At 46.9% G+C, this 23,365-nt stretch carries 21 protein-coding genes; 8 read left to right on the forward strand and 13 right to left on the reverse strand.

All coding sequences use genetic code 11. The annotated features are described in order from the left end of the window. Positions 1 to 17: 17 nt before the first annotated feature. Positions 18 to 704 (reverse strand): RusA family crossover junction endodeoxyribonuclease, encoded by a 687-nt coding sequence (locus tag ACFI32_RS07325; RefSeq protein ID WP_462625863.1) that lies wholly within the window; start codon positions 702 to 704, stop codon positions 18 to 20. Positions 705 to 812: 108 nt separating this feature from the next. Beyond that, complete coding sequence (locus tag ACFI32_RS07330; RefSeq protein WP_462625864.1) at positions 813 to 2,216, reverse strand: aminotransferase-like domain-containing protein; 1,404 nt, start codon at positions 2,214 to 2,216, stop codon at positions 813 to 815. Between ACFI32_RS07330 and ACFI32_RS07335 the strand changes: the two genes are divergently transcribed. From ACFI32_RS07335 to ACFI32_RS07345, 3 genes are all read left to right on the forward strand, one after another. Beyond that, entirely contained in the window at positions 2,205 to 2,459 is a 255-nt protein-coding gene (locus ACFI32_RS07335; protein ID WP_462625865.1) for a hypothetical protein, read from the forward strand. The genes ACFI32_RS07330 and ACFI32_RS07335 overlap by 12 nt on opposite strands. A 53-nt stretch (positions 2,460 to 2,512) precedes the next feature. Next, entirely contained in the window at positions 2,513 to 3,442 is a 930-nt protein-coding gene (locus ACFI32_RS07340) for a DMT family transporter (RefSeq protein WP_462625866.1), read from the forward strand. Between the two features lie 229 nt (positions 3,443 to 3,671). Next, positions 3,672 to 4,061, forward strand: coding sequence for a tautomerase family protein (locus tag ACFI32_RS07345; protein WP_462625867.1), 390 nt, complete (start codon positions 3,672 to 3,674; stop codon positions 4,059 to 4,061). Positions 4,062 to 4,194: 133 nt separating this feature from the next. Here the strand turns inward: ACFI32_RS07345 and ACFI32_RS07350 are convergent, their stop codons facing one another. From ACFI32_RS07350 to ACFI32_RS07365, 4 genes are all read right to left on the reverse strand, one after another. After that, positions 4,195 to 5,259 carry a 2,3-butanediol dehydrogenase gene (locus ACFI32_RS07350; RefSeq protein ID WP_462625868.1) on the reverse strand — a complete coding sequence of 355 codons (1,065 nt, stop codon included), beginning with the start codon at positions 5,257 to 5,259 and terminating at the stop codon, positions 4,195 to 4,197. 325 nt (positions 5,260 to 5,584) lie between these two features. Beyond that, a complete protein-coding gene (locus ACFI32_RS07355) occupies positions 5,585 to 6,118 on the reverse strand; it encodes a DUF2058 domain-containing protein (protein WP_462625869.1) in 534 nt (177 codons plus the stop codon). Between the two features lie 120 nt (positions 6,119 to 6,238). Continuing rightward, positions 6,239 to 7,813, reverse strand: coding sequence for a phosphatase PAP2 family protein (locus ACFI32_RS07360; protein ID WP_462625870.1), 1,575 nt, complete (start codon positions 7,811 to 7,813; stop codon positions 6,239 to 6,241). Between the two features lie 653 nt (positions 7,814 to 8,466). Next, entirely contained in the window at positions 8,467 to 9,075 is a 609-nt protein-coding gene (locus tag ACFI32_RS07365) for a TetR/AcrR family transcriptional regulator (protein ID WP_462625871.1), read from the reverse strand. Between the two features lie 94 nt (positions 9,076 to 9,169). Between ACFI32_RS07365 and ACFI32_RS07370 the strand changes: the two genes are divergently transcribed. After that, entirely contained in the window at positions 9,170 to 10,051 is an 882-nt protein-coding gene (locus ACFI32_RS07370) for an SDR family oxidoreductase (RefSeq protein WP_462625873.1), read from the forward strand. A gap of 168 nt (positions 10,052 to 10,219) precedes the next feature. Here ACFI32_RS07370 and ACFI32_RS07375 read toward each other — a convergent pair whose 3' ends face one another. Beyond that, positions 10,220 to 11,122: a LysR family transcriptional regulator gene (locus ACFI32_RS07375; protein WP_462625874.1), complete on the reverse strand. Its 903-nt coding sequence runs from the start codon at positions 11,120 to 11,122 to the stop codon at positions 10,220 to 10,222. Positions 11,123 to 11,335: 213 nt separating this feature from the next. Between ACFI32_RS07375 and ACFI32_RS07380 the strand changes: the two genes are divergently transcribed. Further along, on the forward strand, positions 11,336 to 12,013 hold the full coding sequence (locus ACFI32_RS07380) for a glutathione S-transferase family protein (RefSeq protein ID WP_462625875.1): 678 nt from the start codon (positions 11,336 to 11,338) through the stop codon (positions 12,011 to 12,013). Positions 12,014 to 12,088: 75 nt separating this feature from the next. Continuing rightward, the gene (locus tag ACFI32_RS07385; protein WP_462625876.1) at positions 12,089 to 13,216 is read left to right on the forward strand and encodes a zinc-binding dehydrogenase; all 1,128 of its coding nucleotides are present in this window, start codon (positions 12,089 to 12,091) and stop codon (positions 13,214 to 13,216) included. A 149-nt stretch (positions 13,217 to 13,365) separates the two neighbouring features. Here the strand turns inward: ACFI32_RS07385 and ACFI32_RS07390 are convergent, their stop codons facing one another. Further along, positions 13,366 to 13,935 carry a DUF6891 domain-containing protein gene (locus ACFI32_RS07390; protein ID WP_462625877.1) on the reverse strand — a complete coding sequence of 190 codons (570 nt, stop codon included), beginning with the start codon at positions 13,933 to 13,935 and terminating at the stop codon, positions 13,366 to 13,368. A 480-nt stretch (positions 13,936 to 14,415) separates the two neighbouring features. Between ACFI32_RS07390 and ACFI32_RS07395 the strand changes: the two genes are divergently transcribed. Together ACFI32_RS07395 and ACFI32_RS07400 are read left to right on the forward strand one after the other, a co-directional pair. Continuing rightward, positions 14,416 to 15,342 carry a homocysteine S-methyltransferase family protein gene (locus ACFI32_RS07395; protein WP_462625931.1) on the forward strand — a complete coding sequence of 309 codons (927 nt, stop codon included), beginning with the start codon at positions 14,416 to 14,418 and terminating at the stop codon, positions 15,340 to 15,342. A gap of 10 nt (positions 15,343 to 15,352) precedes the next feature. Continuing rightward, positions 15,353 to 16,687: a basic amino acid/polyamine antiporter gene (locus tag ACFI32_RS07400; protein ID WP_462625878.1), complete on the forward strand. Its 1,335-nt coding sequence runs from the start codon at positions 15,353 to 15,355 to the stop codon at positions 16,685 to 16,687. A 93-nt stretch (positions 16,688 to 16,780) separates the two neighbouring features. Here the strand turns inward: ACFI32_RS07400 and ACFI32_RS07405 are convergent, their stop codons facing one another. The 5 genes from ACFI32_RS07405 to ACFI32_RS07425 all read right to left on the reverse strand — a co-directional run bounded on the left by ACFI32_RS07405 (position 16,781) and on the right by ACFI32_RS07425 (position 23,208). Next, positions 16,781 to 18,247: an ABC transporter ATP-binding protein gene (locus ACFI32_RS07405; protein WP_462625879.1), complete on the reverse strand. Its 1,467-nt coding sequence runs from the start codon at positions 18,245 to 18,247 to the stop codon at positions 16,781 to 16,783. After that, on the reverse strand, positions 18,244 to 19,047 hold the full coding sequence (locus tag ACFI32_RS07410; RefSeq protein WP_462625880.1) for an ABC transporter permease: 804 nt from the start codon (positions 19,045 to 19,047) through the stop codon (positions 18,244 to 18,246). Before ACFI32_RS07410 ends, ACFI32_RS07405 begins: the two co-directional genes overlap by 4 nt. A 99-nt stretch (positions 19,048 to 19,146) precedes the next feature. Then, complete coding sequence (locus tag ACFI32_RS07415; RefSeq protein WP_462625881.1) at positions 19,147 to 20,085, reverse strand: ABC transporter permease; 939 nt, start codon at positions 20,083 to 20,085, stop codon at positions 19,147 to 19,149. Positions 20,086 to 20,259: 174 nt separating this feature from the next. Then, complete coding sequence (locus ACFI32_RS07420) at positions 20,260 to 21,819, reverse strand: ABC transporter substrate-binding protein (RefSeq protein ID WP_462625882.1); 1,560 nt, start codon at positions 21,817 to 21,819, stop codon at positions 20,260 to 20,262. A gap of 258 nt (positions 21,820 to 22,077) precedes the next feature. Then, a complete protein-coding gene (locus ACFI32_RS07425) occupies positions 22,078 to 23,208 on the reverse strand; it encodes an NAD(P)-dependent alcohol dehydrogenase (RefSeq protein WP_462625883.1) in 1,131 nt (376 codons plus the stop codon). Between the last annotated feature and the right edge of the window lie 157 nt (positions 23,209 to 23,365).

Here is a 23,365-nt window from a genome sequence, read left to right on the forward strand (position 1 = left end):
TTTCTTTCTCAAAAGAATTATTTCAACCTTTTAATATTTCGATCAGAAAACTCAGAAAGCGATAAAATTCGGAACTGATTCACTCTTGAACGATGAAACGGCTGGTTACCAGCCAAGAATCCAGAAACAGACAGATAAGGAACATCCATAGCTTCTAGTGCATCTTTAGCTAGAAGCCCACCCTGAAGGGCTTTAGACCAAAAGATTCTAGCACCTAGAGGCCAATCTAAATTTATAGGAGAACATAGGCCTCCATCTAGTTGCACAAAACCCAACTCTTCTTTAGCAGAATATTGGTCGCTTTGAAATTCAAAATCAAAAACAAGTCGCTCATCACCTGAATCAATATGTCTCCAACAAATATACAAACCTTTTAATTGACAGTCATCAATGAATAAACCTTCAGGCCCTGTAAAAGCATCTATTATTGGTTTTATACAATTATCAATATCTGATTTCGCGTCTGTTTCGTATCTATGCTTAGCTGAAACTAGCCAAGTTACGTCAAGTAAAATCTCACCAGTTAATAAGTACTTTAAATCTTTCAGTTGATCTCTAATAGATTTCAGATAAGCATCACGAACTACTTTCTTTGATTGTACGGAGGCTGGAGACCCTAAAAGGGTATATTGCGCCTTACCGAATGGTGATGGCACCAAACCTTTTTTATAGCCATCTAAAGCTTCAAGTAATTCTTCAGGCATAATGTCACCAAATTCATTCAAATGTATAAAAATCGATTATTTAGACAAAGACCGTTAAAACAGTGTAAAGCAGATTATAACTAAAATCTATTATATAAAATTCTGTTATTAAATCTCTCCACCTAACCCCTCCACAGCCAGTGCTTGCCCCAATACCTCAAAGATGCGCGGATCAGTCGACTGTGCGACATTAAAGCGCATAAAGTTATCAGCGTCGTCTGCTTGACTAAAGACACTGCCAGGGGCAAGCACAACACCGCGTGTCATGCAGTGATTGGCCAGTAATGAGGCGCTTTGACCCTCAGGCAGACGGCACCAAAGAAACATCCCTGCTTGCGGCACCAGCCACGGCGTGATGCCAACGGCTGCCAAACGCCGAATCACCTGCGCGCGCATCAGAGCCAGACGATGATATAGTGTGTTCATGTGCTTGTGATAGCCGCTGTCACTCAGCGCAGACAGCATTACTGCCGCCGCCAGCTGACCACCACCAAAGCCTGTGGCGATTTTTAAATTGAGTAACGGCTCGATATAGTCCGGAGGCGCGGCAATATAACCGCAGCGCAATGAAGCTGAAAGCGTTTTTGAAAAGCTACCGATATAAAATACCGACGACAAACCATCTAACGCGGCCAATCTCGGTGCAGGCGTGATTTCAAAGTCTGCAAAAATATCATCTTCAATGATATACGTGCCAGCCGCTTGCGCCAATTGCAGCACCCGATAGGCGCTAGCGGGTGTCAGCGTGGCACCTGTCGGATTGTGTATCGCAGCATTGGTGATATATAGGCGCGGCTGATGTATGTGTAACAATTGCTCAAAAACAGCCGTATCAGGGCCATCTTGGTTGAAAGGCACGCCGACTACTGTTACCTGATGCGCGCGTAACAGCGCATGAAAGTTAAAATAACAAGGATCATCAACAAAGACGGTATCACCTGCGCTGAGCAGTAAACGGCAAATCAAATCAATCGCCTGCGTACCCGACTCGGTCAGCATCACCTGTGCAGGTTTGGCATCAATACCCAAACCTACCATTCGCCGTACCAACAGCTGACGCAGCGCAGGCAAGCCAAGCGGCGTCGCGTAATCACTAATCATCGTCACATCACCGCGAGCCACACGGCGTAGCCCTCTGCGTATGCCTGCTTCATAAAGCCAATCTGCTGGTAGCCAGCCACAGCCTGGTTTTAAGGCATCATTTGGCGTCTCAAGTGACTGACGCGAGACCCACAGCGGATCGACCTCGCGATCCAAGTTCGGCCTTACAGTCGCCAAAATGTGCGGTTTTGAGACTTCAGCGACATAAAACCCTGATCCTGCACGCGCATAAATCACGCCCTCAGCTTCTAATCGCTCATAGGCGGTCACGATGGTCGACGGCGAGAATCCCATGCTCGATGCCGCCGCACGCACGGAGGGCAAGCGGCTACCTGAAGCATAAGTGACTGTAGCAATTTTGGCTTTGACATCAGCCATAACCATCTCAATGCGGGTCATTTGATGACTCATCAGGGGTTTATCCTTATTATTCTTTCTGTCTATACTGATCGCTCTATTGATGAGCGCTATTCAATTATCGTGGCAATGCGCCTTACAAATCATCGCATCAAAGCGGTGCTGATTCAAACCTATATAGTCGTTTATCAGACAAAAATATCTAAAACTGTATGGGTACAACTGACCAAACAGTTCGGATTTATTGTACTGGACTGTACGTGGTGGGCATGGTCTGCTTTTGTTGTAATGGTCTGACAGACAAGCGGCATAAAGCTCAGCTGACACCCCACTGACAAGGCAGAATAATAATGATAAAAACAGCGCAAGTAAAACAGGCAACGACCACTCAAGGCTGGATTAGCGGCATTATGGGGGTAGCTATTTTTGCAGGTTCGCTACCCGCGACCAAACTTGCCGTTATGGGCTTTGACCCTGTGTTTTTGACCGCCATACGAGCCACGCTTGCCGCCCTGCTTGGCGGTGCTATATTGCTGCTGTGCAAACAGCGGCGACCCACCAAAGCCAATCTGCCTGCACTGATCGTGGTCGCACTTGGCGTGGTGGTTGGCTTTCCACTACTGAGTGCACAAGCATTGCTGTATATTACCTCTGCACAAGCCATTGTATTTTTGGGCGTATTGCCGCTATTTACCGCAATGTTTGCGGTACTGCGCGGCGGTGAGCGTCCATCTGTCTTTTTTTGGCTATTTGCTTTGCTTGGCGGATTATGTATTGCAGGCTATGCAGCGGTACACAGTGATCAGGTGTCGGTTCTGGGGGCGCTGTGGATGCTGGGTGCGGTCATTATGTGTGCCATTGGTTATGCAGAAGGCGCACGGCTGTCACGAACGCTGGGCGGCTGGCAAGTCATCAGTTGGGCATTGGTACTATCACTACCACTGATGCTACCTATCGCGTATTTTGCCGTGCCTAAAACCATATTGAACACGAGTACGGCAGCATGGCTTGGCCTACTTTATGTGTCATTTTTTAGCATGTTTATCGGGTTTGTTTTTTGGTATCGCGGGCTGGCCTTAGGCGGTATTGCGGCTGTGGGTCAGCTGCAACTGTTACAGCCGTTTTTGGGGCTGATACTGGCAGCATTGTTACTGCATGAAGCGGTAGACATGGGCATGGTTGTCAGTACGATGGGCGCGCTATTTTGCGTGGTGGCTGCCAAAAATTTTGCGGCACCAGCAGCAGGCATGGTGATATCAAAAAATGCGTCTCAGCGATAACTTTTTTAGCCGCTTTTATTTAACAAATACCTCAAGCCGAAACGTTTTATTACGGCATTTGACTGAGCGCACTTTCATGAATAGTACCATATAGTTACGATAATCTTACTGACGGCATAGGTGCTATCGATGATTATATTCATGGTCGTCATCGATATACGCGCACACTTAAAGCCTAGAACTTAGCGCCGATGACTGGTCATAATTATAATCATATCAAGATAAGAACATGCCATTAGTACGCATAGATATGACAGAAGGCCGTAGTGACGACGAGCTAAAAACATTATTGGATACAGCGCAAGAGTGTGCTGTAGATGCGCTTGAAGTGCCTGAGCGCGACCGCTATCAAATTGTTACCGAGCACAAACCTGGGCGCATGATTTTGCTGGATACTGGCTTGGGCTTTGAGCGCACAGAAGCTGCCATCGTCGTGCAAGTGTTTACCAGTCCGCGCGAAACCACCATGAAAGAGAAATACTGTAAGCTCATGGCAGACCGACTTCAGACAAAATGTGATTTAGACCCAAAAGATTTGTTTATCTCCTTTATGACCAATACCGATGTCGATTGGAGTTTTGGTTATGGCGAGATCCAATATTTAAACGGTAAATTATAAAATCCAGATTACCTTTTAGGTTTATCACCTGTCCATTTAAAAAGTCATAAAAAAGCGCTATCCGTATAGATAGCGCTTTTTTATTTTTCCAACTGACCTTGGCTACCAAGCTCATGGTATGCCCATATAGCGATTACAAGTTGGGATTCACAATGATTTTCACCGCTGATTCGTTGTTGTGAATCAGTCGCTCAAACCCTTCTGAAATCAGCTCATTGAGCTCGATACGCTGGGTAATAAATGGCTCAAGATTGACCAGTCCGTCTTCAACCAGCTTGATGGTGTCTTTGTGATTGTTGACATAGCCAATAGTACCGCGAATATCCAACTCTTTCATCACCACGCTATGCACGCTGATTTTTGCAGGATGGCTCCAAATCGAGACAATCACCACCACGCCAGCAGGCTTAGTCAGCTCAACGAGTGAGTCCAGTACCGCATTGACACTGGTACATTCAAACGCTACGTCCACGCCGCGATCGTCAGTGATTTTCATCACCTCTTCTTTGAGATCCACTTCAGTCGGATCCAAGACATAGTCAGCCACACCGCTATTTTCGGCTTTTTCTTTACGCTTGGCGCTCAGCTCGGTCAGGATAACCGTCAGACCTTTGGCTTTTAAGACTGATGATAATAACAGACCGATAGGGCCGCCGCCGCCGACCAATGCCACATCGCCTTCTTTGGCGCCACTACGCACAAAGGCATGATAACCGACCGATAACGGTTCGATAAGCGCCGCCTGATCCAATGGAATGTCGTTTGAGATCGGGTGTACCCAGCGGCGTTTGACCGCGATTTTCTCAGACAGGCCGCCGCCACGTCCGCCTAGACCAATAAAGTTCATATTTTCTGATAAATGATAGTTCTCCCCTTCTGCGGTAGAGACATCATCGGCGATGATATACGGCTCAACCACCACATGCTGGCCAACTTCGATATCATCAACGCCGTCGCCCACTTCATAAACCACCCCTGAGAACTCATGTCCCATAGTAATAGGCGCTGACTCTCCTGAGATGGGGTGCGGGTGACCACAAGGCGGAATAAAAATAGGCCCTTCCATAAACTCGTGCAAATCCGTGCCGCAAATGCCGCACCATGCTACATCGATACCGACCGTACCCGGCTCGACGGTAGGCTCTGAAATGTCTTCAATACGGATGTCACCTTTGTCATAAAAACGTGCGGCTTTCATATCATGCTCCTTTAAGCGTTTTTTTGAGTTGCTTTCTATCTATTGTGATCGTTATCTTTAATGACTGGTCATTAGTGAGGGTCACTCCGTAATATAATGCCTAGATTAAAGTTGGGTTGTCAACGATAGCCGCGTGTACAGTTGTTAAGCAAAGGTAACCAGACTAACCCCGTTTTGATAAGTCATTGATATCCATCATGATCTGATTTTGGACAGTGTAACAAGCGTAAAAGTCGTCAATGACAGATTAAAAAATATACGCCATAAAAAACCCACCATAGCGTAAGGCCATGATGGGTGCTGTCTGTCGTGTTAACTAAGTCTTTTACCACATCAAATCATCAGGAATCACATAAGCAGCGTAAGGATCGTCTTCTTCCACTTCATCTGTGGCCTTGTCGTTAGACACGACGATAAATCCTTCAAGCTTGGCATTGATGCGATCAGCCAGCGGACGCGGCAACAAGGCATAGCTGGCGTCATTGCGCGCAATGACCACATGGCCTGCCACGATTTGATCGTATAACTTTTGGGTAATGGCCAGTTTTTTGATTTTTGAACCATCAACAAACTGATAAACAACCTCACCTTCAGTCTCGGTAAGTTGATGCTGCTTGATCATTTGAATGATGTTGGCATGCAGCATTTTTTGCTCAAGGGCATGCTGTCTTTCTTGATTGAGCTTTTGGTCTTTTTCTTGTTTTTTGGCCTGCGCTTCTGCAACGGCTTTTTTGACTTCCGCGTCTTCTGCCGTACCAGTACGTTTGGCATGCTGCGATTGTTTGCTTATTTTCTTGGCTTTTTTATCGTCTACCAAGCCAGCTTTTAACAATTGAGCCTGTAAGGCATTTTTGGCCATAATCAAGATACCTAGGTGATGTTAGTGTGATGTCAGTTGAAAGCAGTCATGGTAGCAAACCTTGCGGTATTTTGTCACCCAGCATTGTCTTGAAACAAGACATTGCGGCGCGTCTGCTGCCTATGCTATCGCGTTATGATTGGCCACAGCCTTGGCTAATGACAATGGCAAATACGTGTCTTTGAGATGCGCGTGCGGATAATGCTGCTTAAGCCAATTTTGATAAGTATCGACAGTCAGCTCACCACAATATAGCAAATATAAGACCTGCACGCCGATACTGCGTGACAATCCCATGACACAATGGAAATTAATAAGCGTGATGGGACGACTCTCTAGTTGACCCGCTCGATCACGCTCTATTTGACGCTCATGGTTGGCGGGTCTTACCAGCGCATTTACTCGCTCAAACAAATCAATATACTCTGTGACCAATACCGCATCCAATGGCTGTAAATCCAATAAGGGCAAATAGAAATAATGAACGGGCTCATCCGTGAGGTCTTTTGCCGCCAGCTCAAGCTGATACCTATGGCTCGATATTTCAGCAGCGACATCAATAACCACAATCCGATAGCTTACGGATTGCTGATATTTTGCCAACGCTTGCGCCCCCTCTGATGCATTACTGCCAGATAACCAATACGTTAGCTGCCTCTTGACTCCTACCCGTGTCAATCGAGATGATGCCACGACGTGAAGCCTATTATGGACAGCATAAGGTGTGAGTAGACGCTTTTGTCCTTGCTTACTGACGCTAAAATACCACTGACCCAATAAAGACATCGCGTTATAAATAATGATGATTGGTGCAAATTTGATCCAAGTGACTACGGTTAACCGTCCGCTACTGGTTTTATCAAACCCGTATAGACGCTGCATGGTGGTAGTCTGTTGATAGGCACAGGCCAATAAGGTGAAACTGACCAGCCAATATAGCGCAATGATAATGGCAAAGGGTTCCACCCAGTCAAATGACGGCGTATAAACTTGCGCAAGATAAAACCCTGCAATAGCGATCAATAAAAACCCAGTCGCGCCCACTGTCAACTGCTTGATAACGAGGCCATTCTTGACTTTATGTGCAAGCACCAGTACGACCACTGCCAATACCGCACCGCCGAATACATCCAGCACATGATGCTGGTAGGTCAATACCGTTGAAAGGGCAATCAAGGTGCATATACTAACAAGCAATATTCGATAGGCCACAATTGCCCATTGTGTTTTGGATGCGGCGACATCCCATAGGGACACGCCAAGCAAGATCGCATAACTGACATGCAGCGAGGGCAACTGATTAAACGGCTTATCGACCAACTGTAAAAACCGATAGCCAAACTGCGTCCAATTGTTCGGTATCAGACGATCAAATGAAAACCGAGCAGGATATAAATAAAAAATCAAACAGGCAAAAATCGTCGCCAAAATAAGTCGATAGGTTAATAAAGACAACTGCGTGGATGTGCGTACCAAAAAAAAACTCACCACAAATAGAATCAACGACCAGCTATAGGGCACGATCATGCCAGCAACAAAAGGTATCACGCTATCAAATGGCGTGGCGAGATTGTGCACGCTTGCGGGCGCAATACTGTACAAAGATGCGCTATAAACCGTCGTCAAGTTATAGAGTAGATAAAATACCGATAACGCAAGACCCAGATGTTTCAAGCGGCTTAATGTTGATGGCATTTGTAGCACCTCTACCTCATTTGGCTGATGAATATTTTTGCAATATTGTCGTTGGCGCTTGTTTTTGTCTTTTTTAATAAGGGAGAAGCATAGGTATTTTTGAGATAAAAAGTCAACAAAATTCTAAAATGTTTGTGTCTTTTATTTAGTAGAAGGGTTATTCCATATGAATTGATTGCGATTTTTTGCTTAGGCTATTTATTTAAACAGATACCCCTACGCTTCTTTTATTTTTTCTACCAAAAAATCCACCGCTGCCTTTACCTTGGGTACCAAATAGCGCTGTTTTTGATATAGTAAATAGACGGCCATGTCATTATTCTGAGTGATTGTCAGTTTATGCTGAAAAACCAGAAATTATGACGTGAAATAAAAGCTCAATTTGCAGCATTCGCACTGCAGTCATTTGTTAGGTGGTCTTGGCTGTATATGGATGCCGCTCTTCACAGCTGTTGTCGAAGAGCTTTTTGAATTAACTCGCTCAGTCGGGCTCGCTGCTTGCCGACCTCATCAAAGTTATCTGGCGCTAGCCATTGTGAAAATGCTCGATATAAAACCGGCCATTCGGCATCGATAACGGAGAACCACAGCGCTCTTTTACCTAAATAAGCAAACGCCTTATTTGTGCAGAAACAATAAACTGACTGGCATATTCATCCCAGCATAGAAAAAGCGACTAACAGTAGCTTCCTAACCGTTTCAGGATCTATACCACGAGCGAGCTGCGATGAAGCATTACTTAGCTGAGCATCGATATAAGTCGCGGCAAATTCAGATGACATGTCTGCAGAAAACTCACCTTTGGCCTTTGCATGCTCTACCCACTGCTTGTAAGCTGCTAGTGCTTGATCTTGAATCAAATCAATTTGTGCTCGTGTTGCTTCACCTAAATGCATCTGCGCTTCACATATTTTTATCAACAAACATCCCTTTGGGGCCCCTTCACTATCATCTACTGAAGTGGCAAATGATACTAGATTACCAAGCGTCTCTCGAAACGGAGCGTCACCGCTTAACATGTGTTGAACAGGGCTTAGCACCTCTTGGTGATACTTAAGAATGACAGCTTTCATCAGCCCATCTTCGTTTGAAAACTCACGATAAAGACCTGGCTTCGAGATATCACATCTCCTACAGATTTCATTAAGAGACAAATTACCTATACCCTCTTTCCAATAGGAATTCATTGCTACTTCTAGAACATGATCACGATCTAGGGTCTTTGGTCGCCCCCTTGGAGACTTAATTGGATCTAAACTCATTTTAATACCACCTAGTATTTTAATTTGACACGCTATTCTTTTACGCTTATTATACCGACTGGTATTTAATTAGCAAACCGAATAGGAAAGAAAAATGAGCGATACAAAGAAAAGCATAGTTGTCACAGGTAGCAGCAGTGGCTTTGGCCAAAAGTCAGTAAAAGATTTTGCTGATAAAGGCTATCAGGTGTTCGCCACCATGCGTGGCCCAGAAGGGAAAAACGCTATCGTTAAAACAGAACTAGAAGCGTATAGCGATTCCATCCATGTTGTTGATATGGATGTCACCAATGACGATTCTGTCAAAACCGCCATTGCAAGCATACTAGATAAAGCAGGAAAAATTGATGTTTTGCTAAACAATGCTGGCGTAATGTACCTTGGCATTACTGAAGCCTTTAGCATTGATCAAGCTCGCGAGCAGATGGAAACCAACTACTATGGCGCTATGCGTACTATTCTGGCAGTTTTGCCTACTATGCGTGAAGCTAAGTCCGGCCTGATCATCAATACCTCATCCATGGTTGGTCAAATTTCAGCACCATACTTCTCAACTTATGCCGCGACAAAACATGCTTTGGAAGGCTACCTTCAAGGTTTGCGCTACGAAGTAGCATCATTTGGCATCGATGTTGCCATTGTACAACCAGGCCCCTTCCCAACAGGTTTAAGCGCATCAGGACAACAACCATCACGTACAGACATACTGGACAGCTATGGCGAATTGGCAAATATCCCTGCCGTTATGTTCGAAGAGTTCGGTAAATTTATGCAGAGCGATCAAGCACCTGATCCACAAATGGTCGTAGATGCTTATTTGGCCCTAGCAGACATGCCTGCTGGTAAACGCCCAACACGCACACCTGTTGGCTTAGTTTGGGGTGTTGATGAGATTAACGCGGCGAAACAACCTGTTCAAGATCGTGTTTTGACAGAAATGCAACTAGACAAAATTCTAGGCGGCGCTGACGCATAACTTTACATAACAGGGGCAAACTATTTCTTGTCCCTGTTATAGTCATAACACCCTATTCTTTAAGAACCAGATCATCTTAGCGCTTACCCTTCCGGGTTAGACAAGCAAAATATTTAGCATATATAAATCAATTATCATATTTTTATTTAAGCTACTCATTCACACCTGCTACTTTTCTTTTATCCTTTCTACCAAAAAATCGACCGCCGCCTTTACCTTGGGTACCAAATATCGCTGTTTTTGATACAGCAGATAAATCGCCATGTCCGCATGCTGAGTGACTGCCAGCTCATGCTCAAACGTCAGCTCTTGTAACGCTCCTGACTCAAGGTAGGACGCCAACGCCCAGCGCGTAGACATTAAAATACCGTCGCCCGCACAGGCTCTTTGTGCCAACCACGGCCCGTTGTTTGAGATCGCGACCACGGACCCTGAGACATCATGCCATTGCTCATCCACATAGCATAACCAAGGGGTTCGCCCTGATGGCGCTTTAAAATAAAGCCCCCGATGTTCCTTTAATGCCATGACATGGTCAGGTACGCCATATTTTTCCAAGTAGCTTAAGGACGCCACTGGAATAAATTCATTATCCATGAGCCTTATTGCAAGTACCCGCTCGTTTGGCGCGTAGCCACCACGAATCGCAATATCGACATCGTCACGCCCCAGTGTTGACAGCTCATCACTCAAACTGACATCGAGCACGATTTGCGGATACAACGCACTAAACTCATCCAGTAACGGCAGCAGTATTTTTTCACCAAAGCCCACCATCGAGCTGATGCGCAGACGCCCCATCGGTGTGGTTTGGTAACTGCGAATCGTCTCTTTGCTTTGCTCAAGCTGATTCAGTATATGCTGCACATCGTCATAATAGACCTGCCCCACTTCTGTCAATTTGACCATGCGCGTTGAACGCTTTAATAAGGTTGCACCCAGACTCTTTTCTAAATCGGATACGCGTCTGGATAATGAGGATGGCGGCACACCAAATACCTTCGCCGCTTTGGTAAAACTGCCTGTCTCAACAACTTTACTGAAATATCGTATGGCCCGTAGTTGATCCAATCTTTATCTCCATTATATTTTCGTCGATGATGACTATTTGCTATCACGTCCTAGTGCTATCACGTGTTGGCTATTTTGACGTTATTATTGTCTTAAAAGCAATAGTGATTCACGATTTGCGCTATATATCACCCTATTAAAAACAGTAATAATGGGTTTGACTTAAACATCACACTAAAAATAACACCCACATGGATAACGGAAGAATAATTTATGATTACTTTGCACGGCTTTGCAGCAAGCAACTACTACAACATCATCAAGCATGCCTTGTTGTATAAACAAATACCCTTTGAAGAAAACCTTATCTTCGCAGGTAGCGATAAGTTACTGACGGTCAGTCCAATGGGCAAAGTACCAGCGATCACCACGGATGACGGGGTGACATTCGCAGAATCTAGCGTCATTTGCGACTTTATCGAAGAGCGCTACCCTGATATCCCGCTTTATCCCACCTCCATAACAGAGCGCGCCTTTGTCCGCCAGATCATGAAGATAGCCGAACTGTATTTTGAATTGCCCAGCCGCCGCTTGCTTCCTTATATGTTCTCAAATACTAACGCGCCTGAAATGGTCAAAGAAGAAGCACGTCAAGTGCTCACTCGCGGTATTAACGCCTTAAACCAGTTGTGCCAGTTCTCCCCTTGGATCGCAGGCGAGACATTTACCATGGCTGATATCTATATGCATTATGTCAACCTCGTCATCAAGGCGGCAGCTGTCACGCAGCTTGACTGGGATGTACTGGCAGAAATACCGGGTATGAAAGAATGGGACAAGGTGATGAAGGCATCTGACATCGCCCAGCAGATAGAAGCCGATCGCTTAGCCAATATGGCCGAATTTATGCAACATGTCCAAAAGCAAATACAGGCAAACCAGCCTAAATAATCACTTTCAACTCGCCACATACCATCAAAACCCATAACAATCATAACGCCCCCTATCATGGGCAGGAGTAAAATAATGACTGATAAAAACAAACAACTGGTATCTACCATCAGTGATGACAACACCTTAACCCTCTCGTTAAAAGACATCGACATGCCAGAGCCAAACGCCGATGAAGTGGTCGTACGCATGGAAGCCATGCCATTGAACCCGTCTGATTTTGGCGTCATGTTTAGCGCTGCGGATATGTCCACTGCCACCCAGTCAGGCACCGATGACAATCCTGTGATTACCGCTGACGTCCCTGCCAAGTTCATGCCCGCGCTAAAAACACGCGTCAATAAAGACACCCCTGTCGGTAACGAAGGCGCAGGCACGGTCATCGCCGCAGGCTCCTCAGAAGCCGCGCAAGCCTTGATGGGTAAAATGGTCGCGGTAATCGGCGGCGGGACGTATCGTCAGTACCACTGCGTAAACGTGAGAAGCTGTATAGAGATGCAAGACGGCACCACAGCGACCGAGGCGGCATCGTCTTTTGTCAATCCGCTCACCTCACTGGCAATGGTCGAAACCATGCGCGCTGAAGGTCACAAAGCCATTATTCATGCGGCAGCGGCGTCTAGCCTCGGGCAAATGCTCAACCGTATCTGTATGGCGGATGGGATTGATCTGATCAATATCGTACGCAAAGAGTCACAAGAAAAGCTACTGCGCGATATGGGCGCAAAATATGTGGTGAACTCAAGCAGTGAAACGTTTACCAAGGATTTAACCGCAGCGATTATCGAAACGGGTGCAACCATTTCATTCGACCCTGTGGGCGGCGGCAAGCTATCTAGCGATATTCTAAACTGTATGGAAGCAGCCATCACTCGTGATGTGGAAGAATACAGCGTCTATGGCTCAGATACCTTTAAACAAGCCTATATTTATGGTGCCTTAGATCGTGGCCCGATCACGCTAAACCGTAACTTTGGTTTTGCGTGGGGCGTGAATGGATTCTTATTATTCAATGCACTTGGTAAACTGGGTAGTGAAACGGTTAAGTCAATGCGTAAGCGTGTGGCAGAAGAAATCACTACTACATTTTCGAGCAGCTATACACATGAAGTCACGCTAGAAGAAGCGCTGCAATTAAAATCAATCGCTGCTTATGGCAAACAAGCGACTGGTGAAAAGTACTTGATTAAACCTCAGGGCTAATGGTTGTTTGAAGTGTCATTTAGAAGCCGCTTTGTAACAATAGAAAAGCAGATACCTAGGGTGTCTGCTTTTTTATGCTAATGATATATATTATTTAATATCAATAATTTTTCTAAATAAGTAGGCATATACAATCACAACAATGGTAATCATCTTGACTCTATTGCAGAGCGATGTTTCCAATCAAAATTTGGTAAAAGAATTCTGCTTTCAACGGTCCCATCCCACTCTATGAAGAATCCTGCTTGCTCTAGCGCTTGTTTAATCCTCGTAGCAACTTTGATTTTATCAGGTACGTCTCCAGCGATATGATCGTAAGCAAGTATTAACCCCTCACCCATAACAGCGCGCTCAAGATCTTGTCCATGGTAAAAACCATAACCGAAAAACTGACCATTCGTATGTTTGCTTAATGCAATATGTGCATCCTCATGCCCATCAGACATTGTATACCCTGCATTATGCAAACACAGAATACCGTTAGCATTAAGGGCTTGAAAGACTTGGTTCAATTTATCGAAATCAGTCACATTGGGCCAATATTTTTCAGCCTCGTACTTTTCTCTAAACTCAATATCGACAGAATCTCGAAGCATGCTCTCATCAGCACCGTCTTCTAGTAAATCAGAAATCAAATCTTGAACATCTTCAGGAGTATCAAACCCGCCCCAAACCTGAACCTTGATGGCATTCAAAATATATTGATCGGTATCGTTCATTTTCTCTTCCCTTTGAATTTTTGATTATACGCCACTCGCCAGCTATAGCTTATGGACTCTATTCTTTAAAATTAACCTGTTACTTACGAGTTATTTTACACAGCCAGATATTGATAAATATCAAATCTGGCATATGACTCTTGAAATTGACCATTACGCCTGAAATCTAGATTAAATCCTCCAATACATCTATTCATATATTAGGTAGATTTAGAATCAATTCATCAATATCTAGCTACCACCCATAACCACTGAACCCATCATATTTACTCACAATTTGTATAGACCTTATCAAGAAAATCTTGCCATGACGATACCAAAATCAGCCAATCACAGCCCAAAAGCCATCAATTAACATTACTACTAAACTTTCGGTTGCATCTGCTTATCATTACGCCTAGTATTTTCACCCTTAAAAGACTTTGCCCACACAAACCGTGGCTGATTCAGCCCACTATTTATCGTCAAAAGGAAGATATGATGTTAACAAATACCGTTACTATCATCGATGGCGGCTTAGGCCGAGAGCTGAAAAAAAGCGGCGCACCTTTTCGTCAGCCTGAGTGGTCGGCGCTGGCGATGATCGAAGCGCCTGAGATCGTCCGTGACGTACACCGCGCCTTTATCCAAAGCGGCGCATCAGTCATCACCACCAACAGCTATGCGCTCGTGCCGTTTCATATTGGCGATGAGCGTTTTGCCAATCAAGCACAAGATTTGGCCGCGTCCGCAGGCGAGATGGCGCGTGCTGCGGTCGATATGGAAGGCGGTACTGCCAAGGTGGCAGGCTCTATCCCACCGCTATTTGGCTCTTACCGCGCTGACTTGTTTGACGCCGATCACGTCGAAGATATCGCTACCCCACTTATCAATGGCCTAAATGACCATGTGGATTTTTGGCTGGCAGAGACCCAAAGCCTGATCGCAGAGTCGGTTGCGGTTCGCGAACTGTTAGACACCATAGATACGGACAATAAGCCGCTATGGGTATCCTTCACGTTGGAGGACAGCGAGCATCTAGATGTGCCGCGCCTGCGCTCAGGTGAGACGGTAAAAGAAGCCGTGACCAAAATGGCGGATCTCAATGTCGCCGCCATCTTGTTTAACTGCTGTCAGCCTGAAGTGATCGACCAAGCGCTTGATGTAGCACAAAGCGTACTACAAGACAAAGGCGCCACGCGGATCCAACTTGGTGCGTATGCTAACGCCTTCCCGCCGCAAACAAAAGAGGCCACTGCCAATGATGGCCTTGATGAAATGCGTGAAGACCTCACGCCGCCTGCGTATCTGACATGGGCACAAAAATGGCAAACCCAAGGCGCGTCATTGATCGGCGGCTGCTGCGGCATTGGCCCTGAGCACATTCAAGCATTGAGCCAGCATTTCACCAGTACGTTGACCAAATAGAGACAGTGCGATGCAAAATGGACAAAAAATTGGTCTAACCATGCTCACCGCCATCGTGTTTAGCTCGATGGTTGGTGCAGGCATTTTCAGCTTACCTCAAAACATGGCCGAAGTGGCGGGTGTGGACGCCATTATCACCGCATGGATCATCACAGGCGTGGGCATTTTGTTCCTCGCAGGCTGCTTTTTGCATTTGTCACGTCTCAAGCCTGAGCTGGATGGCGGTATTTATACCTATGCCAAAACAGGCTTTGGCGATTTGGCAGGCTTCTTTTCGGCATGGGGTTATTGGCTATGCGCGACCGTTGGTGTGGTGGGCTACTTGGTGGTGGCCTTTGCCGCGCTCGGTAGCTTTATTGATACGCCAAACGGTATTATATTTGGTGAAGGCAACACGCTATGGGCGCTGGTCGGTGAGTCTATCATCTTGTGGCTGGTGCATTATTTGGTGATCCGCGGGGTCAAACAAGCCGCCTTTATCAACCTGCTGGCAACATTGGCAAAAAGCCTACCGCTGATTGCCTTTATCATCTTTGCCTATTATGCCTTTGATCTACAGACCTTTAACGCTGACCGTGCAGGCACGACGTTAGAAGTGCCCTTTATGGAGCAGGTCAAAGGCACGATGCTGATTACTCTATGGGTGTTTACGGGTATCGAAGGGGCGATTGTGTTGTCGCAGCGTGCCAAAAAGCGCGCTGATATCGGCCGCGCCACGTATATCGGTGTGCTGTGCGCGCTGGTGCTCTATGTTGCCATTAGCTTGCTCTCCCTTGGAGTCATGAGCCGCATGGATGTAGCGGCGCTGAGTAATCCATCGATGGCAGGTATCATGGCGCAGATGACAGGTGACGTGGGCAAATGGGTCATCAGTATTGGCCTTATCGTCTCGGTATTGGCCTCGTATCTGAGCTGGATTCTTTATTCTGCCGAAGTGCCCTTTACCGCTGCCAAGTATAATGCGTTTCCGCAAGTGTTTACCAAGCAAAACGCGCAAGGCACGCCAACGGCCTCGCTGATGCTGACCAGCTTGACGGTGCAGCTGTGCTTGCTGATGATCTTTGTGACAGGCAAAGGCTATAACACCTTGGTGATTATCTCCACCTCGATGATTTTGATTCCTTACTTTTTGGTTGGCGCGTACTTGGTCAAAGTGGCCTTTGCTCAATCAGAGCGCTGGAGCATCAAAGCCATCGGTTTGGGCGCGAGTATCTACGGTCTGTGGCTGATTTATGCCGCAGGGGTAGAAAACCTGCTGTTGTCACTCCTGCTTTATATCCCAGGTTTGGCGATTTTTTACTACAGCCGCTATCAGTCACGCCAGCTGTCAAAATCAGTTAAATAATCAACGCTTGCTGTACTAACAACGTCAAAGGTCCAAAAAACGATAGTTTTTTGGACCTTTTTTATGGTTTACTATTTATAGCTTTAATAGCCGTTACGATTTGGCAAAATCCTCCAAATCAATCACTTGATGGCAGTAATGGCGCATGATGTGATGGTCGTGACTGACCATCACCAGCGTACACTGCTGCGCTTGGCACTGCGCCACCAGCAAATCCAGCGTTTCTTTTTGGGTAATAGGATCGAGTCTAGAGGTGACCTCATCAGCGAACAGCAAGACAGGGTTAAAGAGCAATGCGCGCAAAATGGCTACCCGTTGTAACTCCCCGCCCGAGACGTTGAGCGCGTTACGTTCAAGAATCCGTTTATCCAGCTTTAACTTTTCTAATAACTCAGGCACGCGGCTGGCATCCAAACGGTGCTTGCGGATGACATCATTAAGCAAGGTCTGCAACGGTACATGCGAGGCAAAAGCAGCAGGCGGGTCTTGATACAGCTTGAGCACTTGATGGCGTTTGGGTTTGCTCTGCCATGTGATCGCGCCGCTGGCAGGTTTGAGCAGGCCGCAGAGCGCGTCGCCCAATGAGCTTTTGCCAATGCCGCTACCACCGATCACCCCAAGCACCTCAGCTTGCTTAAGACTGAAACTCAAACCCTCAAAGAGCACCCGTGTGCCGCGCGCCAAGCTGACGTCTTTGACAGTTAATAAGGGCTGCTCTTTGATAATGGCACGGTCTTTTGCTGACCAGTTATCAGGGGCGGCGGCGATAAGCTGTTTGGCATAGTCTGATATGGGTTGGCTCAGTACCTGTTCGCCATGACCTTGTTCTAGCAGTTTGCCTTTTTTCATCACCATGATGCGATCATCAGAACCCAAGCTCAGCGCTCTTGCCACCTCGATATCGTGGGTGATGGTCAGTAGTGTGCCGCCATCGCGGGCGACGTTTTTGAGCAGTTTGATCACCGCTTGTTTGTTGCTCTCATCTAAGCCTTTGGTCGGCTCATCTGCGATGACGATATACGCGCCGCCTGAGGTGGCAATCGCAAAAGACGCGCGCTGCGCCATACCGCCTGACAGCTCATGCGGATAGTACGCCGCAAACTTACCCAGCCCGAGTGCTTCTATTTTTTCTTGTGCCAATTGCTGACTAATCTTATTGTCTTGCTTGGCGACAAAGTATAGACTCTCCCACACTTGACTGAGCACATCCATGGTGGGATCTAAAGAACGGCTGGGCTCTTGCGGCAACATCGCCATGCGGCGTCCCCAGTAGGCACGCAGTTGCGGCTTGGTGAGCGCTTGGTTTTCAATCAAAATATCGCCGCGACTGACCAGCTCATTAGGTAGCGCGCCCATGATGGCTTGTGCCAGTAGGCTTTTACCCGAGCCTGTTTCGCCCAAAATGGTCAAGTTTTGACCTTTATATAAGGTAACGCTAATTGGCTCAACCAAGCCCTGCCCTGATCTGGTAAACACTGCCAAATCGTCCGTTTTTACCAATACATTTGTGGCGGCGTTATCAGCATTGGCAGTATTGTCTTTTGCAGTATGCGCGATCATTTCATTTTCCCTGAGAGTAATTGTAGGCTGAGTACCAAAATAAAGACGGCAATAATGGGCTGAAGAAATACAAACGGCGCTTGATAATAATAGGGAAACAGCTCGGTCATCATCAGCCCCAACTCAGCGGTCGGCGGACGCAAACCAACATTGACAAAACCTAGCGTAGCTAGTGCCAATACCGCATTACCTGCCGCAAATGCGCTCAGAGTGGCGACCACAGGCAAAATCTTGGGTAAAAAGTGTCGTTTAAAACAATAGAAAAAGTCCATACCCATCAGGCGTGATGCTTCGATCTCGCGGCTACTGGCAATGGTTTGGGTCATGGCGCGTACCATGCGAAAGAACTCAACCCAGAGCACCAAGGAGATGCCCAGATACAGTGACCAAAAGGTGTTGGGCGCAATCGCGGCAAATAGCAGGACGAACAGCAGCCCCGGTAGCGCCATGATGATGTCACATAAAAAGGTACACACCTTATCCACCCAGCCGCCAAAATAGCCGCTGAGCACCCCCATCAGTAGTCCAAAAAACAGCGCAAAGCCGACTGATAAGACAATTAGTAAAAACGACAAACGAATGGCAGACGCGACGCGTGCCAGCATATCACGGCCAAAGTGATCGGTGCCAAACCAGTGAGCCGTACTTGAGGGCTGGAGCATGTCGCGTAGGTTTTGGGCATTGGCATCTACTGGATAATACAGCGGCTGCAAAAGGGCAAAAAACAGTAATAAGATAAGTAGCAGTCCGCCAAACTTTTGCATTGGCTGTAGGTTATCTATTCTACTAAAAATAGGCATAAAATCAGAAATCCTTGTGTGGGCTGTGTTTTATTCACTGTGCTTGTGTGCATTGTGTTTGCGATAGGATCGTTTTGATAACGGCTTTAGTCATCACGATTAACGTGCCAAATCAATACGCGGATCAATCAGCCCACTGAGCAGATCCACCACCATATTGAGCACCACAAACATACCGCCCATAATCAGCGCCGTGCCTTGTATCATCGGCACATCACGCGCGACGATGGCATGTACTAGCGCGTGGCCACTGCCCGGCCAAGCAAACAAACTCTCCACAATCACCACCCCTTCGACCAAATAGACCAGCTGTACTGAGTGATAAGCCAAGATCGGAATGGTGACGTTACGCAAACCGTGCCGCCAAAACGCCGTCCATTTACTCAGCCCCTTAAGCTTGGCAAAATCATAATACTCAGACTTTTGCACCTGTACCATCGCATGGCGACTGACACGCACCGACACCGCAGACAGCCCAATCGCCAAGGTCAAGGCAGGCAAAATATAATGCTGCGGCGTGCCATAACCTGCGGCGGGTAGCCATTTTATTTGAACCGCGAGCAGGGTAATAAGCGCAATGCCAATGATAAAGATAGGCATTGATCGTAGCCCCGTACTCACCACAAAGGTCAAACGATCAAACAGACCATTGGGTTTTTGTGCGGCAAGCAGGCCAAGCGGTGGCCCGATAAAAATCGATATCACCAATGCCGCTAGCGCCAAGGACAGCGTATGCCCGAACTGATGCGCAATCTCAGCCCATACTGACTCGCCACTGACTAAGGAGTGACCAAGATTGAACTGAACCAAATCAAGCAGCCAATCAAAGTAGCTTTGCCACCACGGTTGATCCAGACCAAGCTCTGAGCGCACCAGTGCGGCGGCGGCGGCATCGGTCTGGTCATAACCGTAGCGACTGGCCGCGATACGGTACGCCATATCACCGGGTAAGCTGCGAGTCAGCACAAAGGTCAATGTACCGACCGACCAGATAACCAAGAGCAGCTGCAGCACTCGATGAGCAATATATTTAAACATAGTTATCCATTACAATTTTTCAGTGTTATAAAGAGTTGGCGTTATAGTTGATCCAATTTAAGAGTGGTACAAGGCAACCGAGTGCAGATGTATACGTCATACTTCAAGCGAGGTTAACGCTGTAACGCTTTTATAGTGGATTGACTATATTAAGCAAATGACAGTAAACACGATCTACCAAGACAACTTGTTTAAATAAAAGTTTCGCTCCAAACCATCGATTTCTAAGCCCTTTAATGACTTATGCGCGGCGGCGTTTTGTTGGTAGTACACCACAGGCACGATAGGACGCTCATCAAAGATGATTTGCGAGACGCGCTGTTTGGTCGCCACATCATTGCCTTTGGTCGTCTCAAGCGTCAATAAACGCTTAGTCAGCTCTGGATTTTGCCAATTCATCACGCCCCAATCGCTGCCTTGTGGGTCAAAATCCTCTACCAGCGAACCGATTGGATCAGGCGTCATACCGTAGTTACGCGCATATAACCCCATCTCCAGCGTGCCGTCTTGATGGCCTGATGGAATCTCTGAAAAATTACCCACGGACACATCCACATCGACGCCGATTTTTTTCCACTGTGCCTGTAAGGCGGTGGCGATAATGGGTAATTCGGGACGATCTGAGAATGTGCGTAAAGTAAATGTAAAGGGCTTGCCGTCTTTTTGGAGCATGCCATCACTATCTTCGGTAAAACCTGCGTCTAATAGGCGTTGCTTAATAGCTTGAGGGCTCGGCTGCGTACTTTGCGTTTTGATTTGCCAGTCTTTAAATATCGGTGGCAAGATTTGCGCGGCGGCCGCATTATCAGTATGCATCACAGATTGGGCAATGCCTTGTCTGTCAATGGCATCACTAAGCGCTTGACGAACACGCACATCGCCAAAAAACGGATTGTCCGCATTGACTTTATATTCGATGGTACGCGCCAGCGGTTTTGACTGCACTTGCATGTTTGGGTCTTGCTGCAAGCGGTCAAGACTCGCCGAATCTAAGGTAAACACCAAATAGTTGGGCTTACTTTGCGCCAGCAAGGTGCGCGTTTCGCTGCGACTGTTGGCAAGATAAGTAATGTCTTGGATCTTGGCTTTTTCGCCCCAGTAATCGGCAAAGGCTTTTTGCTCGATTTTTTGTGGTGGTTCAATCTTGGTGGCATGGTACGGCCCTGTCCCAATCAGCTGCGTGACCTCGTTATTCTCATCAAATGAGGCATTGGCCAAAATGATACTGGTCGCATGCGCCAAATAAGCAGGGAAAGACATCAGTGGCCGCTCTAGGCTGATCTCGACCGTGTTGTCATCAATGGCTTTGATCTCTGAGATCGCAGCAGATGTTAAGGCGGTTGGCTTGGTCAAGGCGACTTGCAAGCTTTTTACCACATCATCTGCACTCATAACCGAGCCGTCGTGGAATTTCACGCCATCACGCAGCACAAACGTCCACACATCCCCTTTCTCATTGGCTGACCAGCTTTGCGCCAGCATGGGCTGTAGTTCAGCGCTTTGTTTGGCATCGACCAGCGTCTCGGCAAGCTGCAAACGCTGAAAAATAAATCCCGACTTGCTGGGGTCCATAGAGGTCAGCTCCCAAGGCGTCACCACGATCAAATCCTGCTGAGTGTCCGCGTTTGCTACTGTATTTTCTGTGTCATTACCCGCTGTCTGCGCGCCCGCAATGACATACCATGCCAGCCCTGCTAGCACCACCAATATCGAAATCAAGCCAATTTTCTTCATAACCATTTCCGTTATAGTATAACATTTCAAAAAAATCGTTATGTTATAACGAAACTATCAAAAGGTAAACAGTCGTTCTCAAAATAGTTCTTATTTATTTTGGACAGCTGTGCTGCACACAATCCTTTTATCTTAGAATACAGACAAAAAAAGACCGCTATCAAGTGATAGCGGTCTCTTCGATATGGGATTAAATGAAAACTGCGGCAATAGATAATTAAGAGACTTATCTTCTTAAACCAGCAGATGGTTATGTATTTATGCGTTGTCCGCGATGCGAATGATTGGTTTTAAAGTGACGCCCTCGGCACTGTCTTTGGCCGCTTGGTTAATGTCTTTAAAATCATAGTATTTGACCAGTTTGTCAAAGGCAAAGCGCCCTTGCAAATACAGCTCGACCAGTTGCGGGATAAAGATTTTGGTGGTCGAATCGCCTTCAACGATACCTTGGATCGATTTACCACCCAATAGTAGGTCATTGACATCAAAACTGGCATCCGTATCCAGCGCTGGTGCACCCACGACGCCGATCGTACCTAGCGTTCCTAGCGAGTCGATGCCTTGACGCAAAACCGCTGGAATACCGGTGGACTCTAGGGCAAATAACGCACCGCCGCCCGTGATATCACGTACCTTTTCGACCACGTCTTCTTCTTTACTATTGATGACGTGGGTTGCGCCCAGCTCCTTGGCAAGCTCCAAGCGCGAGGGCACCACATCGACTGCGATTATGGTCGTCGCACCTGCCACTTGCGCGGCGAGTACCGCAGACAGACCCACTGCACCTGCGCCAAAGGTCACAAAACTGGTGCCTGGGCGTACTCTTAGTGAGTTCATTACCGCGCCCGCCCCTGTCTGAATGCCGCAGCCTAACGGGCCAAGCAATTCGATTGGGGCATCTTTGGACACCTTGATGGCATTGCTCTCAAGGCTGAGCGCGTAGGTGGCAAACGAGGACTGAGCAAAAAAGTGATCATTGAGCGCGTTGCCATCAGCGTCTTCGATGGCGTTGTTACCCGCCATGTCACTGCCACCAAAGTTGCGCGGATAAAACTCTTTGCAGTAGGACTCATGCCCTGAGTGACACGAGCTACACTGCGAGCAATAGCCATAACTGAGCACCACATGGTCGCCCACTTCGATATCTTTGACCAGTGGCCCAACTTTTTCGACGATGCCTGCGCCTTCGTGACCCAGCACCAATGGCAGCGGTACTGGGTAGTCTTGGTCACGGACGATCATGTCGGTGTGGCACATGCCCGTAGCGACGATTTTCACCAATACTTCGTCGTCTTGGGGGGCTCGAATTTTGGCTTGCTCCAAGGTGAAATCAGCTCCCTTTTCGCGGGTGACGGCGGCGGTAATGTCGGTATATTCTGTGGTACTCATGGGTAAAATCCTTTTATATTCATAGTCATTCTTTGAATTAACATTTTTATTTTCAATAAGTTATATTATCTCATATGTGCCAAAACAAGCACACTTCCAAAATATACGTGAGCGTGATGACCACTGTCAACGCACAGACAGGCGTGGTATCTGTTTT

This window comes from Psychrobacter sp. PSi21 (assembly GCF_054960615.1).